Origin of the sequence: Flavobacterium tistrianum (assembly GCF_003254545.1) — a bacterium.
In the GTDB taxonomy this organism is placed as follows: domain Bacteria; phylum Bacteroidota; class Bacteroidia; order Flavobacteriales; family Flavobacteriaceae; genus Flavobacterium; species Flavobacterium tistrianum.
The window spans coordinates 51901-67412 of record NZ_QJRH01000064.1 but is presented as its reverse complement, the minus strand read 5'-3'; the positions used below and the strand labels follow the sequence as shown (position 1 = coordinate 67412).

The window sequence follows — 15512 nt, the reverse complement described above, 5'->3', positions numbered from 1 at the left end:
CTTATTAAATAGAATTAAAATATATACTGAACTCCAGAAACAAATGATCTTGTAAATGGATAAACAAAACGGTCAACACCTGTGTTAACTACCGAACTACGTGAGAATTCTGGATCAATTCCTGAATAATTGGTGATAGTAAACAAGTTTTCGGCACTTACATAAAATCTAAGTTTGTCGATTTTTGCTTTACCTAACATTTTGCTTGGTATAGTATATCCTAATTGCAATTGGCGCATTCTGATAAAATCTCCGCTTTCAAGAAAACGATCTGATTCGCGGCTGTTTCCGTTAGGATCCTGCAATACGGCACGCGGAATATTACTATGATTTTCTGGTGTCCAAGAATTTAATGTAGAAGCCAACATATTTGTTCCAGCATTCATAGACTCATAAAAATATCTGTTTCCGTTATATAATTTATTGCCCCATCCGCTTCCTATCAATGCTGAAAAGTCAAATCCTTTATAACTAGCACCTAAACTAAGGTTTACTTCTAGTTTTGGCAATCCTGTCCCAGAATACGCTTTATCATTTTCGTCTATAACACCGTCTCCGTTCAAATCTTTAAAACGAATATCTCCAGGCTGTGCATTTGGCTGTAATAAAACACCGTTTTTACTGTGCGCTGCTACTTCTGCTACTGACTGGAAAATACCATCTGTTTGATACAAATAGAATCCGCTGATTGGACTTCCTACACGCGCCTGTGTTGGAAAGTGCTCGGCTCCGTATTTTAATCCTTCACCATAAATAGTTTGACCGTCATTAGCCAATTCTTCTACTTTATTTTTAAGCGTCGTAAGATTTAATCCTGCATTGTACTTAAATTCATTTACTTGATCGCGGTAATTTACTTCAAACTCAAATCCTCTATTGCTAATTTTACCTACGTTAAGAACGGGATCATCAATTCCAGCAGATGGAGCTAGTTTTTTTGTAATCAACAAGTTGTCTGTTACATTGTAGTAGTAATTCATAGATCCGCTAATTTTTCCATTCAAAAGCGTATAATCTAAACCGATATTTTTAGAATCTGTAGTTTCCCATTGCAGATTTCTATTTTCTAATGCTGTTGCAATACTTCCTGGCCAAGGATTGCTTCCTATACCCTGAACATAACCGTTTCCTAAAGAATTGCCTGTTTTGATTAATGTATTTGCAGAATAATATCCTAAAGCTGCTTCGTTACCCAATTGTCCCCAGCTTGCACGCAATTTTAAAGTAGAAAGGATCATATCTTTTGGGAAGAAATCTTCTTGTTCAATTTTCCATCCTAAAGCAATAGACGGGAAAGTTCCCCAACGGCTATCTTCTCCAAATTTAGAAGAACCATCTTTTCTAACTGTTACCTGAAGTAAGTAACGATCATTGTATGAATAGTTTAACCTGCTAAAGAACGATACTCTGTTATATTCAAATTTTGAACCATCAGCAGAATAGGTTCCTCCTCTTCCCGCACCAATTGTTTCAAAACCAGGATCAAGAAATCCTGATGGACGATCAATAGAAACTAGCTGCCCATTTTCTACAGTATAATCTGTTGTTTTTCCTTCAACACTTACTTGATTCCAATTTGATGCCTGACTGTTAAAGGTATTACCCAACATTAAACCAAAAACATGTTTTCCGAAAGTTTTATCTATAGTGATAATATTATCTAAAATCTGTTCATTCCAAGTCGTTCTTAACTCTGTATGCATTGGATAAAGATGCACTTCTTTTGGATTTGCAATATATGGGGGAAAATGTGCAGTCTGTTGGTTGTTTTTTACACGGTAAGAATAAGCCAGTTTGTATTTTAACCAAGGCGCAATGTTTGCTGTCGCCGAAATATTTGCCGTTATGTCCTGTCCGATATCATTGCTTTTCTTGAAATGCTCTTCTGCAACTGGATTTGTTCCTGCAGGCAAACCATTTTTATTTGCTAGTCCGAAACCGTATTCCTCTGTATCGTCATAAACAGGAACCAAAGGAGCCATGGTATATACTTCTTTTAACTGGAAATTTGGCAATGCATTTTGCGTTCCCATGTAAGCCATTTTTCCATCGATATCAAAAATTGATTTTTTGAAACTAACTCTGGCACTACCTGTTTGCTGTGCAAATTCGTTGTCAATTACGATACCTTTTTGCTTTACGTAATTTCCGTACAATGCAAATTTAAAATCACCTTGTCTTCCTTGAATACCTAAGCCATAGTTTTGTGTAAGTCCTGAACGGAAAACTTCGTCCTGCCAATCTGTATTTACATCAGATGGTGCTGTAATATAAGCTGGAAGTGGTTTTGGTGAAGTTGCATATTTATTGTATTCATCGTACATTCTTTTGTTAACAGTTTTATAGCCATCAGCATCTAGCATATCTAATGTTTTTGCTGGATTTGTAATGCTTAAAAAAGAACTAAAATCTACTTTTACGCCTTCTTTTTGTCCATTTTTAGTCGTTACGATAATTACACCATTAGCAGCGACAGATCCGTAAATTGCAGCTGCAGCGCCATCCTTAAGAACCTCTATAGATTCTATATTGGTTGGATTTACAGTGTTAATAGAACCTTGAAAACCGTCAATGATATAAAGTGGTTCTGTTGCGCCAAAGGTATTTACTCCACGGATTTTTACGCTTACAGAAGCTCCAGCAACACCGCCGCTTTTTTGTACATTGACCCCAGCAACCAAGCCCTGAAGCGCTTCAGCTGGACTAGTTGTAGCACGAGTTTCGATGCTTTCTTTCTTGACAGTAGAAATAGCTCCCGTAACATTACTTTTCTTTTGAGTACCATAACCAATAATGACTACCTCATTCAGCTTATTGGTTTCTTCCTGCATAGTTACATTAAGTTCTGCTCGATTGTTTATCTCTTGATTAATTGAGGTAAATCCCATATATGAAAAAACAATAACGGGATTCGCTAATGTCGAAGGATACACTAAAGTATAATTTCCATCAATGTCTGTTGCCGCATTGTATTTAGAATCTTTGATTGAAATACTTACGCCTGGCAGCGTATTATTTTTATCATCTGTAACTTTTCCTGAAACAGTTTTTTGGGCTTGTGCAAAGCTTATGTTTGGCAGCCACAAACATAACAGCAGAGGAATAAAGTAAATTACCCTAATTAGTTTTTTGTTCATCTTGGTAATGGTTTAAGTTAGTAATTTTTTTAGGTTTTTAATTTTTAGTTTTTGTATTGCATGTGTATACATCTTGCTTGATAATGCCGTAAAAACATTATCAAACAAAATGCAGTATTCTCGTTGATATTTTTTGTTAAGCTTTAGCTGGCTCTAAAGCGTTTACAAGTCAAATTTTATTCCTTGAGCTAAAGGCAAACTTGTAGTATAGTTGATTGTATTGGTTTGTCTTCTCATGTAAATTTTCCAGGCATCAGATCCAGATTCCCGGCCACCACCAGTTTCTTTTTCACCGCCAAAGGCACCTCCAATTTCAGCTCCAGAGGTTCCTATATTTACATTTGCAATACCACAATCAGAACCTGTAACAGACAGGAATAATTCGGCTTCTCTTAAATTATTTGTCATAATTGCAGAAGAAAGTCCTTGCATTACACCATTTTGCATCTCAATTGCCGCTTCAACAGTTCCTGAATATTTTATTAAGTATAATACAGGAGCAAAAGTTTCGTGCTGTACAATTTCAAAAGAATTATCAGCCTCTGCAATTGCTGGTTTTACATAGCATCCACTTTCATATCCATCACCAGAAAGTACTCCGCCATCAACCAAAATTTTGCCACCTTGCTCTACAACTTTTTTCAAAGCATCATTATACAATTCAACTGCCTGCTTATCAATAAGAGGTCCTACATGATTTTTTTCGTCTAAAGGATTCCCGATGCGCAATTGTCCATAAGCAGAAATCAGAGCTTCTTTAACTTTTTCATAAATGCTTTCATGAATGATTAAACGGCGTGTAGAAGTACATCTTTGTCCTGCTGTACCAACAGCGCCAAAAACAGCACCAATAACGGTCATCTTAATATCTGCATCTGGCGTTACAATAATGGCATTGTTACCTCCCAATTCCAGTAACGATTTTCCAAAACGTCCTGCAACTACCTGCGCTACAATTTTACCCATTCGCGTAGAACCAGTAGCCGAGATTAGCGGAATACGTTTATCATTGGTTAGCAATTCACCAATTTTATAATCTCCTGTAATTAAGCACGAAATTCCTTCAGGCAAATTGTTTTCTTTTATAACCTCTGCCATAATATTTTGACAAGCAACTGCACAAAGAGGTGTTTTTTCTGAAGGTTTCCAAACGCAAACATCGCCGCAAATCCACGCTAGAGCGGTATTCCAAGCCCAAACAGCCACTGGAAAGTTAAATGCCGAAATAATTCCGACAACTCCTAGAGAATGGTACTGCTCATACATTCTGTGTCCTGGCCTTTCTGAATGCATTGTTAATCCGTGCAGCTGACGTGAAAGTCCGACTGCAAAATCACAGATATCAATCATTTCTTGAACTTCACCATAACCCTCCTGAAGTGATTTTCCCATTTCATAAGAAACCAATTTTCCTAAGGCTTCTTTATTTTTGCGCAATTTTTCTCCAAATTGACGCACGATTTCTCCGCGCTGAGGAGCTGGCATTAATCTAAATTGTTTAAAAGCATCAGTAGCCGATTCCATTACTTTTTCATAATCAGCTGTACTTGATGTTTTAACCTTTCCAATTAATTTTCCATCTACTGGCGAGTAGCTTTCTAAAATTTCCCCATCCGAAAAATTATTAAGCCCTGTCGAAGTTCCATTATTAACTTCTTTTATATTTAATTGCTCTAAAGCTTCTTTTATCCCAAACTGCAATTCTGTATTCGTCATTGTGGCTTTTAAGTTGTTCTTTTATACTAAATGAATATTATAACGTTTTTTGAAGCTTTACATCGGTACTTTCAAATATTTTATCTGCTGATGAAGCCACAAAACCTTGATATAATTCTCCGTTTGACATCGGATAACGCAATGCAAATTCATAATAGCATGACGGCACTTTTAACGTTCCTTCTTCAAAATCAATATCGTATAAATCTGCCAATGTGCTCGATTGTTCCAAAAGCTGTTCTGGAGTTCCTTTAATTTTTCCTCCAGAAGCATTCAGTTCCCATCCGCTAGATTCTAAGAAATTATTCAATTCTTCTAAAGTTTTAAAACCTTTTAAAGCATTGGTATTAATTGTAAAGTGATTGGCTCTAAAACCATAAACATACATCCATGCTGCATATTCAGACTCTTCCAACAATGATTTGTAAACCGCTTGTGAATTTCCGTTCCAAACAGATCCGCTTAAAATCAATTCTGGATTATTAAACGCATTCTGATCACAGCTGTCTAGCAAATTCTCCACTGTTGTCTGTAAATCTGCAGAACATTTTTCTAATTCCAATTCAGAAATAAAAATTCTTGGCGCGTCTTTGTCAGTTGCGTGCTCATAATGTTTTGCATAAAGCTTTTTAGTCTCAAAATGATACTCTCCTTTTGCTTCATAACCAACATTCAGAAATGGTTTTTCTAAAACTTGAATATTCACACGCTTATCATTGAAAGTACGAATCGCGATATGATCATTTTTAATTTCTTCCCCCTTGTTTTCCAGGAGTTCATGAATTTTTAATGCTGACGGAGTAATTTCAACGTATTGCTCCCATAGCTTTGTAAGTAATTGATCTTTATTCATTTTGCAGTTAAGTTAAAATAGTGTTATTATGACACAAATCTATATATATAACTGTTATTATAACAGTATAACAATACGATTATTTACAATTCGACATTTGTTATATTATTTTTTGTAATTTTGACACTTTAAAAACCATTTTTAACAAAAGAATTGTCAAAATAATAGAATCATCAATTAAAAAGCACTTATGGCAAAGGTCAAGAAGAATGAAAATACTGACTATTTAGATCGAGAAATCATACAAAAACTTAGTGAGAATGCGAGAATACCATTTTCTGATCTGGCTAAAGAATTGAATATTTCAAATTCGCTGGTCCATCTTAGAGTTAAAAAATTGCAAGAAGCAGGAGTAATTAATAGTTTTTCTGTAAAATTAAATCCGAAAGAACTTGGTTTTGAAACTATTACCTATACCGGAATTGTTACGAAAGAGGCTCGTTTTTCATACTCGATTGCTGAAAAACTTAAGGAAATACCAGAAGTAATAGAATGCCATTGGGTATCTGGAAAATATGCCTTATTCATAAAAATAGTAGCGGCAAATAATGAAGAACTCCGTAAAATTTTATACGAACAAGTGCATCAGATTGAAGGCGTAGGAAGCACCGATTCTTTTTTCTCTTTTGGTTCTGCTTTTGAGAAAAATCTTCCAGTTTAAAATATTTGATATTCTAACCGGTCTACCCAAAATATAAAAAGTGGTACATTTTGATGATACAGTAAAATGATACATTTGACCAAAAATCATTAAAGCATATCAAAATAAATGAACACTCAAATTAGACACGACTGGAAAAAAGAAGAAATTCAAGCTATCTACGATCAGCCACTTTTAGAATTGGTTTATCAAGCGGCAACCGTACATAGAGAATGGCATAAACCTTCAGAAATACAGGTTAGCACATTACTTTCTATAAAAACAGGCGGTTGTCCAGAAGATTGTTCATATTGCGGACAAGCAGCACGTTATCATACGGATATCAAAGTTCAAGCACTTCTTCCCACAGAAAAAGTATTAGAACATGCGCAAAAAGCAAAAGATGGCGGTTCTTCTCGTTTTTGTATGGCAGCCGCTTGGCGCGAAGTTCGAGATAATAAAGATTTTGATCGTGTTATAGAAATGGTAAAAGGTGTAAACGATCTTGGTTTGGAAGTTTGCTGCACGCTCGGAATGCTTACCGAAGAACAAGCAGTACGTCTTCAAGAAGCAGGTTTGTATGCTTACAACCATAATCTGGATACATCTGAAAGTTATTATGATGAAATAATCAGCACGCGTAAATTTGACCAACGTCTTGACACTATCAATAACGTAAGAAAAGCAGGAATCACAGTTTGCTCAGGCGGAATCATTGGTCTTGGAGAATCTAATGCTGATAGAGTTTCTATGTTATTAACTTTGGCAACCATGCCTGTTCACCCGGAATCTGTTCCTGTAAATGCTTTGGCAAGAGTAAAAGGAACGCCTTTAGAAAATAATCCGAAAGTGCCTATTTGGGATATGGTTCGAATGATAGCTACAGCGCGTATTGTTATGCCAGCATCTATTGTTCGTTTAAGTGCTGGGCGTATCGAAATGACCGAAGAAGAGCAAGCTTGGTGTTTTATGGCTGGTGCCAATTCTATTTTTACAGGTGAACGCGAAACTTTATTGGTAACGCCAAATCCAGGACTTTCAGAAGATATGCAGATGTTTCAAAATCTTGGGCTTAAGCCTTTGGTAAAAGAAAATAAAAGTGCTTGTTCGATAGTCTAAAACAAATTTTTATCACCCTTTATAGCCCGTAAAACTGCACAATCTCGAAAACTTTCAGGATAGTGCAGTTTTTTTTGTGAAAAACTTTTCTTTGCTGCGCAAATGTCATTGTCGCAGCTTTTCAGTTGAACTCTCCGGAGAGCGGAGGGAGCGTTGTACGTTTCCCTTATTTTTCCTTTTTGAATTTTAAAATCTGTTTTTTTTCAAGTACAACTAATGAATCACTTGTTAGCTTTAAAATTTTCCATTGAAAATTAGATACATCATCATCATTAAAAAAATCAATTACATTATCGTTCATTTCATACTCAAAAAACAATTGCTTATTATTAGGATAAAAATTCATTTTCATTGCCTTACCGCTAATATTCAGTTTAAGAATTAAGTCATTTTCCTTTGTAACCCAGTTACCACAAACAGAATTTATATTTGTTTTACTAACAGGGCTATCCGTTATTGAATTGTTTTTTTGGGAGTAAGCAAAGACCACAATAAAAATAATATAAATCAGGATAACCATTAGCATTTGAAAGAGGGATTTATTTTTTAAGAACCATGTAAGACCAAAAGTTAAAAGTACACCTATAATACTAGAAAAAAGACTTGCTAAAGTTGAAGAAGATTGGAGAACATATTCTTTAAAAAAGAAAAATGTTAATACAAATATAAACACTGCAAATCCAATCGTTTTACAAAATTCTTTTTTTAATTTTTGTTTCATTATTTTTTACTTTTTGTTCTTTTATTTCATCCCCCCCTGCCCCGCAAAATGTTCTTAATTAGCGCAGCGCAATCCCGAAAGCTTTCAGGACTGACTTTGCACCACATTAGTTTCTTTTAAGGCGTAAATATCTAAAAGTTTTTTCTTTTAAAACAAAATCCAATACAAGTTAAAGACATTTATTGATTTTTAAGTCTCTTCTCATTTCAAATCTTTATCTCTAATTTTACAAATCAAAGAAAATCAGAAAAACCAATGCTAAAAAAAGCCCTTCAACCCTTAATAGATAATTCCACAGTTATTTTAATTATGGGAACTATGGCGGGCGAACAGTCTATTGCGAAGCAGCAATACTATGCGAACAAAGGCAATCTTTTCTGGAAAATTCTATTTGCTATTTTTGAGGAAGAATTCAGTGCTTCTTATGAAGATCGAAAAGCGTTAGTGGCTAAATACAACATTGGTCTTTGGAATGTTCTTAAAAGCTGCAAAAGAGAAGGAAGCAGTGACGCCAAAATAACAGAAGAAACCCTTAACGATTTTGAAAGTCTGCACAAACAGTTTCCGAATATCAAATATGTTTTTTTTGAAAGCAAAGCTGCCGCAAAATACTTTCATAAACATACTGTACCGCAAGAAGGAATTACTTATACAATCCTGCCTTCCACTAGCGGACTAAATGCGGGTTTGACCAAAACTGAAAAAATGGAACAATGGAAAGCTGTATCGCAAGTTAGGCTTTCAAAAGATGAAGATTAATTTTCAGGCAATATTTGAGGAATTACCTATTTCGCATGATATAGAACAGAATTTCTTCTTCTAATTCTCTTGACAGATTTTCGAATTTCATTCTGCGTCGGAAATTTTTTTCGCTTCTATCCTTATAAAGTTCCGTTTTAGCCGTACTTGCACAGTAAGCATCGCACATTACTTTAAATTTTTGATCTAGTATATACAATTCTTTCATTGAATCGAAGTATGCTGCAAATTTAACATTGTACAATTCGTCAGGAATAGCGGCCATAGGTTTGGTGTATTTAAATTAATACTTTATTTTACCTTATAAGTTCATTACATACTCAATTGAAATCAGCTCTTCTGCTGCGTAAGAAAAACTGCATTGAAATAATTTTTAAAATTATAATGAAAAACCTTAATCCTTCTTTCTGAACCCCTGGAAATGGTTTCAGATTATAATCTGAAACCAGAAATAGTAAAATGAACCTTGAACCGTTAAAATGAAACAATGAAAAATCAGGTGTTTTTCACATCATACACGTAAATCTGCACCTCATCGTCACTAGCTAGAATTCTACGATCAGCGGCGCATTGCTGTCCGATATCTGACTTAAAAGATTCCATCATCGTTTCTAAAGAATCGAAATATAAATTGGCCACAAGATATACATCTGAATGTCCAGTTGTTGATCTTACTGCTCCATTGCTTATTTCATATTTTATTAATCCTGGAAGTTTCTTCGCTAACGGAATATGAACTTCGTGATAATGTTTTTCGAACGAGCTGATGTCTTTTGGCGTTTTGTAGATTACTGTCATTTTTGCCATAATATTGATTTGCTTATAATGTTAGACAATTGTTTAGAGTAAATTTAAAAGCAAATCCTAAATTGTTTGATGTGAAAACCAGACATTCTTAATGGTGTATTTGGACAGTAACTTTTAGTACCTTTATATAAAAAAAAGAAAATGAAACAGCTTACCATTATAGTTCCTGAAGGAGATAATAATCTTTCAAGCATTTCTGGCGCGTACGAAATTTTTACCAAAGCAAATGCCTTTTATAAAGCAAATGGCAAAAAGGAATTATTTCATATCCAGCTTGCCGGAATTTCTGAAAAAGTAGAATTCAACCAAGGAATCTTTACTGTAAAACCTCATCTTCATATTTCTCAGGTCAACAAAACTGATCTTATCATTATTCCGTCATTAAACCACAATTATAATCTTGCTCTTGAACATAATGACGAACTGGTGCAATGGCTGCAGAAACAATATAAAAAAGGAGCCGAAATTGCCACTATCTGTACTGGCGCGTTTATGCTTGCCGCATCTGGGCTTCTGGACGGAAAAAGCTGTTCTACTCATTGGTCTGTCAAGGAAAATTTTAGCAAAATGTTTCCAAAAATAAACCTGCAAATTGACGAATTGATTACAGATGAAAACGGAATTTACACCAATGGCGGTGCTTATTCTTTTCTAAATCTAATGATTTACTTAATCGAAAAATATTATGGTAGAGCTACTGCTGTATATTGTGCAAAGGTATTTCAGATTGAAATGAACCGAAGCACACAATCGCAGTTTATTATCTTTTCGGGTCAGAAGAAACATGAAGACGAAATGGTGCTTCTTGCGCAGTCGTATTTAGAAAAAAATTTGGGAGAGAAAGTATCTATGAGTGATCTTTCTTCTAAATTTAATGTAAGTAGAAGGAATTTTGACCGAAGATTTATAAAAGCAACAGGAAATACTCCGAGCGAATATCTTCAGAGAGTAAAAATTGAAGCTGCCAAAAAAGCTTTTGAAACAGATCGCAAAACTGTAAATGAAGTGATGTACGAAGTTGGCTATTCAGATGTAAAAGCCTTTCGAGATGCTTTCAAAAAAATTACTGGAATTCCGCCAATGGAATACAAAAAGAAATACCACAAAGGGGCTGCCTAATTATTCTCTTCAAACTTCTCTTTATGAATCAATTAGACCAAAACAAACTTCGGTCTAATTGAAGGTCTTTCCTATTTGATTAAAAAAATGTTAATTAACACAGAAAATGCAAAAACACGTAATACTACTCATAGTAATATTCCTATAGATTGAATAAATTTACACTCCTTTTTACAAGCCACTATTTAATCCAAATGTTTTAATTCTTTTAAATCAAGTTATAAACCATTTTAATGTTTAGTAGAGAAATGACTTTGTGTATCAAAAACTATCGGTTAAACTCTATCAGATACTAAAACGGCTTTATAGCAAGAAAATGTTATTATTTATTTTTCATTTCGTATGATGTATTAGCAATACTATTTCATAAGAAGCAACACCCCCAAAAGATGCTCGAAAAAAAATCTATAGTAATTGGATGTGACGATATCACAATATTGACTGTGATATTGAATGCCATATCTATAGTCTCAGACTATGCATTTTCTACAGTTACTGTCTCCAGAGGAGTAGATTTAAAAAATACGATAAACTCTCTAAATCCTGACTTGGTAATTTTGGGTTTTAAACAAAATAAGCTTGTTCTAAATGACACTAATTTCAGTTCTGATAAAAGGGATATTCCAATTTTATATTTGACTCAAAATTATGAATGCGAATCTTTATGCTGGTCAAAGCAGAATATTGTTTTCACTTATCCGCATAATCAGATTCAAAATACCGACTTTTTAATTTATAGAATACGTTCTATTTTTCTCTTAAAAAAAACAGAATCACAAAATGTGTCCGTTACATCATTTGCAGAAGCAGCAATTCAGCAAAACGATTCAGATAAATTAAGCCATTACGTAATGGAACTTGACCAGAAAGTTGAAGTTCTATTAAAAATAAAAGAACGCATTTCTTATCTCTATCCTAATGTTGACAATGCAACAAGAATTGAATTAATGTCTATTGTAAATTCTATCAAAACGGTGGCAAACGACAATAAACTTTGGGATGACTTTAAAATCTATTTTGAACAGTCCAATCCTAATTTTCTTTTGGCTCTTGCCAAAAAACATCCTTCTTTGAGTTCTAGAGATTTAAAATACTGCTGCTACATTAAAATGAATATGAGCAACAACGATATTACCAATCTTTTGGGTATAAATCAAGACAGTGTTCGAACTCATAAATATCGTCTTAAAAAGAAACTAACGCTTAAAAAAGAAGATGATATTATTTCATACTTAAGAACAGTTTCTTAAAATTTTTTTCCTCTGTTTTACCTTTAATATTTCTATGCTTTTCTTGTACCTCAACATTACAAGAAACAGCTTCGTGCTTTCAATTTTTCTACTTTTTACTTCTTTAAATCTATACTTATTCTAAAGATATTTTTATAAGTATAACACGAAATTTTATTGCTTTAAATCGCAATCTGCAACAAAGTATAGACAAAAAAAAACTTTGTCTACATTTTGTCTACAAAAAACAGATAATCTCTTCTGGTTCTGTCTACAAAAAGTGCATAGCCAATTTTTCGTACAAATCTAATTCTCAGCTAATTTTACAAGTACCAATAGCTAATTTATTAGTTATGGCACTTAATTAATTCTAAGAGTTAAATGCGATGATCAATCAGGCACTTCAATTTACGAATAAATTACTGGGACAGTTTTTAAAAAACCGTTTTGGTTTGACCGAAGACAAAACAGTCTTGAATTACCTTATTGAACCAAGTGGGACTTTGCCAAAAGCAAATCAGAACAAAGTGGTTTTATCTCTTATCAATATTGAAAAAGAAACCAATCAGCCTTTTTATATCAGAAATCAGAAATTAGAAAGTGGCAACTATTCCAATTTTAATCCAACAGAAAGATATAATATAGACTTGCTCATTAGCAGCAATTTTGAGGATTACACCGAATCTTTAAAATTTCTAGATGCGATAATTGTCTTTTTTCAGATCAACAATTATATAGATGCTTCGTCCTCATCTTCTATTCCAGACGGTTTGAGCAGATTAGAATTTGAATACGAAAAAATCTCGTACCATCAGATGCACAGTTTATGGACAGCGATGGCAGCAAAATATCAGCCTTCGATTATTTATAAAATGAAACTGATAAAAGTTCAGGCACACGAAACTATGGAAATCATACCGTCTGTAAAAAACACCAGTAATAACATTGTCAAATGATACAGAGTAATTACATAAAGATTTTCAGCATTGCGGCTTACCATACTTTTTTTGATAACGGAAAATGCAATTGCCTTCACTTTATTCCAAATCATAAAACCGATAAAACATTGAAAAAATTCGGATTCAAAATGAATTCCGTTTCAAACGGATTTGATTTGTATTCTAATACAAAATCTTCGCTATCAGAATTATTAGATTATATTTCTAAAGCATCACAGCAAGATTATTTTGAGTTTGATATCAAATGCAGCAATCCCAATTTTATTCTCTTTACCACATTGCCCATGAACTGGATTGGAGCTATTACGTATTCCAGTCAGGATCCTAAAAACTTAAACAATAATGGTAAAATACTATTGAATCAAACATTAGAAAACAAGCCAGCATCTTCTCATTTTGGCCATTTAAAAATTTATTTTGAAGATATACTAACTGTCTATTCTCCTCTTTTTGAAATAAACTTTACTGCAAGAGCAACACAATGGCAATATTATTTTATTAATAAAAATGCTGTACAGCTTAACAATCCTTCGATTGCCGAAAAAGAAAACATACAATTTGACGGACCTCAAAATGTAACAATCCAAACCGGAGAATCGGCATTATTGTTTACTTCCAATAAAACCTATATCACGCTTAGCGAAAAACCTAAATATAAATTTGATTTGGTAAGCAGTTCAGCATCTGCCAATCAAAACAATACAAGGCCAAAAGTAATTATAAAAGGACTTCCGTGTCCTGATGTCTCCCGAGTCGGAATTATCGAAAATAGCGACCAAAATGAAGTCGCATCACCAATGTATATCTATTTATAAAAAACTATTAAAAATGAACACTAAAAACTAAAATCAATGAATTTATCTACCATTCAAACTCCTGGTGTTTACATTCAAGAATTAAATGCTTTTCCCAATTCTGTTGTTGGAGTTGCTACGGCTATACCAGCATTTATAGGGTACACACCACAGGCCGCATACGAAGGAAAATCGTATACGAATGTGCCAGTAAAAATCACATCTTTTGCTGATTTTCAGGCTTTTTTCTGTTTGCCGGATCCACCTGCGCCAGCAAGTCCGTCCAAACAATACAGCCCTGAATACTATCTGGTAGCAGAAAAGAGTCAACCCCTAAAGGGAGACTACATGCTGATTGCAGGAACGTATTATTCAATTGTTCCAGATCCTAACACGGTGTATTATTTATACAATAGCGTAAGACTATTTTATGAAAATGGCGGTGGAGATGCTTATATTGTTTCTGTTGGTTCTTATGGCCCTCCGTCACAAAAAGCAGGAACTCCAGGCATTCCTGTTGTAAACCCAAATGTACAGCTGAATGATTTGACAAAAGGTCTTTCTTTATTGCTGAATGAACAAGAGCCAACCATGTACATTTGCCCAGAAGCTACTTTACTAAGTGTAGAAAACAACGGAACTCTAATGCAATCTATGCTTCTTCAGGCGACACAAATGCAAACTTCAATGTGTTTGTTTGACATTATTGGCGGTGACGCTCCCGATCCTATTTTGTATACGGAGGATATTAGCAATTTCAGAATGAACACAGGTTCTGTTGGGTTAAACTACGGAATGGCGTATTATCCTTTTATAGGAACTACGATAATGCAAACTTCTGATATTGATTATACTAATTTGTTTGGCGGAGATTTGAAACAGCTCGAAGCGGTTCTTAATCCTCCAAGTGCTCCTAACCCAGCCGCTGCATCTATTATTGCCAATATCCAAAGTCCGTCAAGCACTTTGACTGTGACACAAAATCACAATGCATTGCTTATTGCCAGCCAGACTTACTCTCTCATGATTAAGCATATTTTGGCCGATGCCAATATTCTACCGCCAAGTGGGGCTATGGCAGGAGTTATTACTACTGTAGATAATGCCGTTGGTCCTTGGGAAGCTCCTGCAAATACTTCTTTTGTAGGTGTATCATCATTGCCAATTTCTCTTTCTGAAAGCCAGCAAGCCAATTTAAACGTTGATGCTGTTTCTGGTAAATCGATCAATGCTATTAGAACATTTAACGGTTTAGGAATTCTAATCTGGGGATCAAGAACACTAGACGGAAACAGCCAGGATTGGAGATATATTCCTGTGAGAAGAACTATGATTTTCTTAGAGCAATCTTGTAAACTCGCAGCTCAGGCTTACGTATTTCAGCCTAATGATAAAAATACTTGGGAAGCTGTAATTTCTATGATCAGCAGTTTTCTTAGTTCGATCTGGAAACAAGGAGGTTTGCAGGGAGCGAGTGCTTCTGAAGCTTTCTCTGTAGCCTGCGGATTAGGTTCGACAATGACTGCAGATGACCTATTGAATGGTTTCATGAATGTAACTGTAAAAGTTGCGGTTGTACACCCTGCAGAATTTATCGTTCTGACATTTCAACAGCAAATGGCGACTTCTAGTTAACAGAATAAAGACTCTCATAAATCA

General features: G+C 34.5%; 14 protein-coding genes. 8 read left to right on the top strand and 6 right to left on the bottom strand.

The genetic code is table 11. The features are described from left to right. Nucleotides 1–14 precede the first annotated feature (14 nt). The 3 genes from DMB71_RS06435 to DMB71_RS06425 all read right to left on the bottom strand — a co-directional run bounded on the left by DMB71_RS06435 (nt 15) and on the right by DMB71_RS06425 (nt 5706). On the bottom strand, nt 15–3137 hold the full coding sequence (locus DMB71_RS06435; RefSeq protein WP_239452939.1) for a SusC/RagA family TonB-linked outer membrane protein: 3123 nt from the start codon (nt 3135–3137) through the stop codon (nt 15–17). 162 nt (nt 3138–3299) lie between these two features. After that, nucleotides 3300–4853 (bottom strand): L-piperidine-6-carboxylate dehydrogenase, encoded by a 1554-nt coding sequence (amaB, locus tag DMB71_RS06430; RefSeq protein ID WP_111364656.1) that lies wholly within the window; start codon nt 4851–4853, stop codon nt 3300–3302. A gap of 37 nt (nt 4854–4890) precedes the next feature. Further along, nucleotides 4891–5706: a DUF1338 domain-containing protein gene (locus tag DMB71_RS06425; protein WP_111364655.1), complete on the bottom strand. Its 816-nt coding sequence runs from the start codon at nt 5704–5706 to the stop codon at nt 4891–4893. A gap of 190 nt (nt 5707–5896) precedes the next feature. Between DMB71_RS06425 and DMB71_RS06420 the strand changes: the two genes are divergently transcribed. Then, a complete protein-coding gene (locus DMB71_RS06420; protein ID WP_111364653.1) occupies nt 5897–6367 on the top strand; it encodes an Lrp/AsnC family transcriptional regulator in 471 nt (156 codons plus the stop codon). 108 nt (nt 6368–6475) lie between these two features. Further along, nucleotides 6476–7465 carry a biotin synthase BioB gene (gene bioB / locus DMB71_RS06415; RefSeq protein WP_111364652.1) on the top strand — a complete coding sequence of 330 codons (990 nt, stop codon included), beginning with the start codon at nt 6476–6478 and terminating at the stop codon, nt 7463–7465. A gap of 166 nt (nt 7466–7631) precedes the next feature. Here bioB and DMB71_RS06410 read toward each other — a convergent pair whose 3' ends face one another. Further along, entirely contained in the window at nt 7632–8186 is a 555-nt protein-coding gene (locus tag DMB71_RS06410; protein WP_111364651.1) for a hypothetical protein, read from the bottom strand. A gap of 255 nt (nt 8187–8441) precedes the next feature. Here DMB71_RS06410 and DMB71_RS06405 point away from each other — a divergent pair, with 255 nt between their 5' ends. Next, entirely contained in the window at nt 8442–8945 is a 504-nt protein-coding gene (locus DMB71_RS06405) for a DNA-deoxyinosine glycosylase (RefSeq protein WP_111364649.1), read from the top strand. Nucleotides 8946–8967: 22 nt separating this feature from the next. Here the strand turns inward: DMB71_RS06405 and DMB71_RS06400 are convergent, their stop codons facing one another. Both DMB71_RS06400 and DMB71_RS06395 read right to left on the bottom strand, forming a co-directional pair. Further along, the gene (locus tag DMB71_RS06400) at nt 8968–9210 is read right to left on the bottom strand and encodes a hypothetical protein (RefSeq protein ID WP_111364648.1); all 243 of its coding nucleotides are present in this window, start codon (nt 9208–9210) and stop codon (nt 8968–8970) included. A gap of 230 nt (nt 9211–9440) precedes the next feature. After that, a complete protein-coding gene (locus tag DMB71_RS06395; RefSeq protein ID WP_204251767.1) occupies nt 9441–9743 on the bottom strand; it encodes an EthD family reductase in 303 nt (100 codons plus the stop codon). Between the two features lie 150 nt (nt 9744–9893). Between DMB71_RS06395 and DMB71_RS06390 the strand changes: the two genes are divergently transcribed. The 5 genes from DMB71_RS06390 to DMB71_RS06370 all read left to right on the top strand — a co-directional run bounded on the left by DMB71_RS06390 (nt 9894) and on the right by DMB71_RS06370 (nt 15488). After that, the gene (locus DMB71_RS06390) at nt 9894–10871 is read left to right on the top strand and encodes a GlxA family transcriptional regulator (RefSeq protein ID WP_111364645.1); all 978 of its coding nucleotides are present in this window, start codon (nt 9894–9896) and stop codon (nt 10869–10871) included. A gap of 389 nt (nt 10872–11260) precedes the next feature. After that, the gene (locus DMB71_RS06385) at nt 11261–12121 is read left to right on the top strand and encodes a helix-turn-helix transcriptional regulator (RefSeq protein ID WP_111364643.1); all 861 of its coding nucleotides are present in this window, start codon (nt 11261–11263) and stop codon (nt 12119–12121) included. 365 nt (nt 12122–12486) lie between these two features. Next, nucleotides 12487–13056 (top strand): Pvc16 family protein, encoded by a 570-nt coding sequence (locus tag DMB71_RS06380; RefSeq protein WP_111364641.1) that lies wholly within the window; start codon nt 12487–12489, stop codon nt 13054–13056. Beyond that, nucleotides 13053–13874: a hypothetical protein gene (locus DMB71_RS06375; RefSeq protein WP_111364640.1), complete on the top strand. Its 822-nt coding sequence runs from the start codon at nt 13053–13055 to the stop codon at nt 13872–13874. Before DMB71_RS06380 ends, DMB71_RS06375 begins: the two co-directional genes overlap by 4 nt. 36 nt (nt 13875–13910) lie before the next feature. Beyond that, entirely contained in the window at nt 13911–15488 is a 1578-nt protein-coding gene (locus DMB71_RS06370; protein WP_111364638.1) for a phage tail sheath family protein, read from the top strand. The last annotated feature ends 24 nt before the right edge of the window (nt 15489–15512 follow it).

What these genes read in the sequence shown, in the direction of transcription:
- DMB71_RS06435 (WP_239452939.1), bottom strand. Translation starts at nt 3,137, where the DNA reads ATGAACAAAAAACTAATTAGGGTAATTTACTTTATTCCTCTGCTGTTA.
- amaB (WP_111364656.1), bottom strand. Translation starts at nt 4,853, where the DNA reads ATGACGAATACAGAATTGCAGTTTGGGATAAAAGAAGCTTTAGAGCAA.
- DMB71_RS06425 (WP_111364655.1), bottom strand. Translation starts at nt 5,706, where the DNA reads ATGAATAAAGATCAATTACTTACAAAGCTATGGGAGCAATACGTTGAA.
- DMB71_RS06420 (WP_111364653.1), top strand. Translation starts at nt 5,897, where the DNA reads ATGGCAAAGGTCAAGAAGAATGAAAATACTGACTATTTAGATCGAGAA.
- bioB (WP_111364652.1), top strand. Translation starts at nt 6,476, where the DNA reads ATGAACACTCAAATTAGACACGACTGGAAAAAAGAAGAAATTCAAGCT.
- DMB71_RS06410 (WP_111364651.1), bottom strand. Translation starts at nt 8,186, where the DNA reads ATGAAACAAAAATTAAAAAAAGAATTTTGTAAAACGATTGGATTTGCA.
- DMB71_RS06405 (WP_111364649.1), top strand. Translation starts at nt 8,442, where the DNA reads ATGCTAAAAAAAGCCCTTCAACCCTTAATAGATAATTCCACAGTTATT.
- DMB71_RS06400 (WP_111364648.1), bottom strand. Translation starts at nt 9,210, where the DNA reads ATGGCCGCTATTCCTGACGAATTGTACAATGTTAAATTTGCAGCATAC.
- DMB71_RS06395 (WP_204251767.1), bottom strand. Translation starts at nt 9,743, where the DNA reads ATGACAGTAATCTACAAAACGCCAAAAGACATCAGCTCGTTCGAAAAA.
- DMB71_RS06390 (WP_111364645.1), top strand. Translation starts at nt 9,894, where the DNA reads ATGAAACAGCTTACCATTATAGTTCCTGAAGGAGATAATAATCTTTCA.
- DMB71_RS06385 (WP_111364643.1), top strand. Translation starts at nt 11,261, where the DNA reads ATGCTCGAAAAAAAATCTATAGTAATTGGATGTGACGATATCACAATA.
- DMB71_RS06380 (WP_111364641.1), top strand. Translation starts at nt 12,487, where the DNA reads ATGATCAATCAGGCACTTCAATTTACGAATAAATTACTGGGACAGTTT.
- DMB71_RS06375 (WP_111364640.1), top strand. Translation starts at nt 13,053, where the DNA reads ATGATACAGAGTAATTACATAAAGATTTTCAGCATTGCGGCTTACCAT.
- DMB71_RS06370 (WP_111364638.1), top strand. Translation starts at nt 13,911, where the DNA reads ATGAATTTATCTACCATTCAAACTCCTGGTGTTTACATTCAAGAATTA.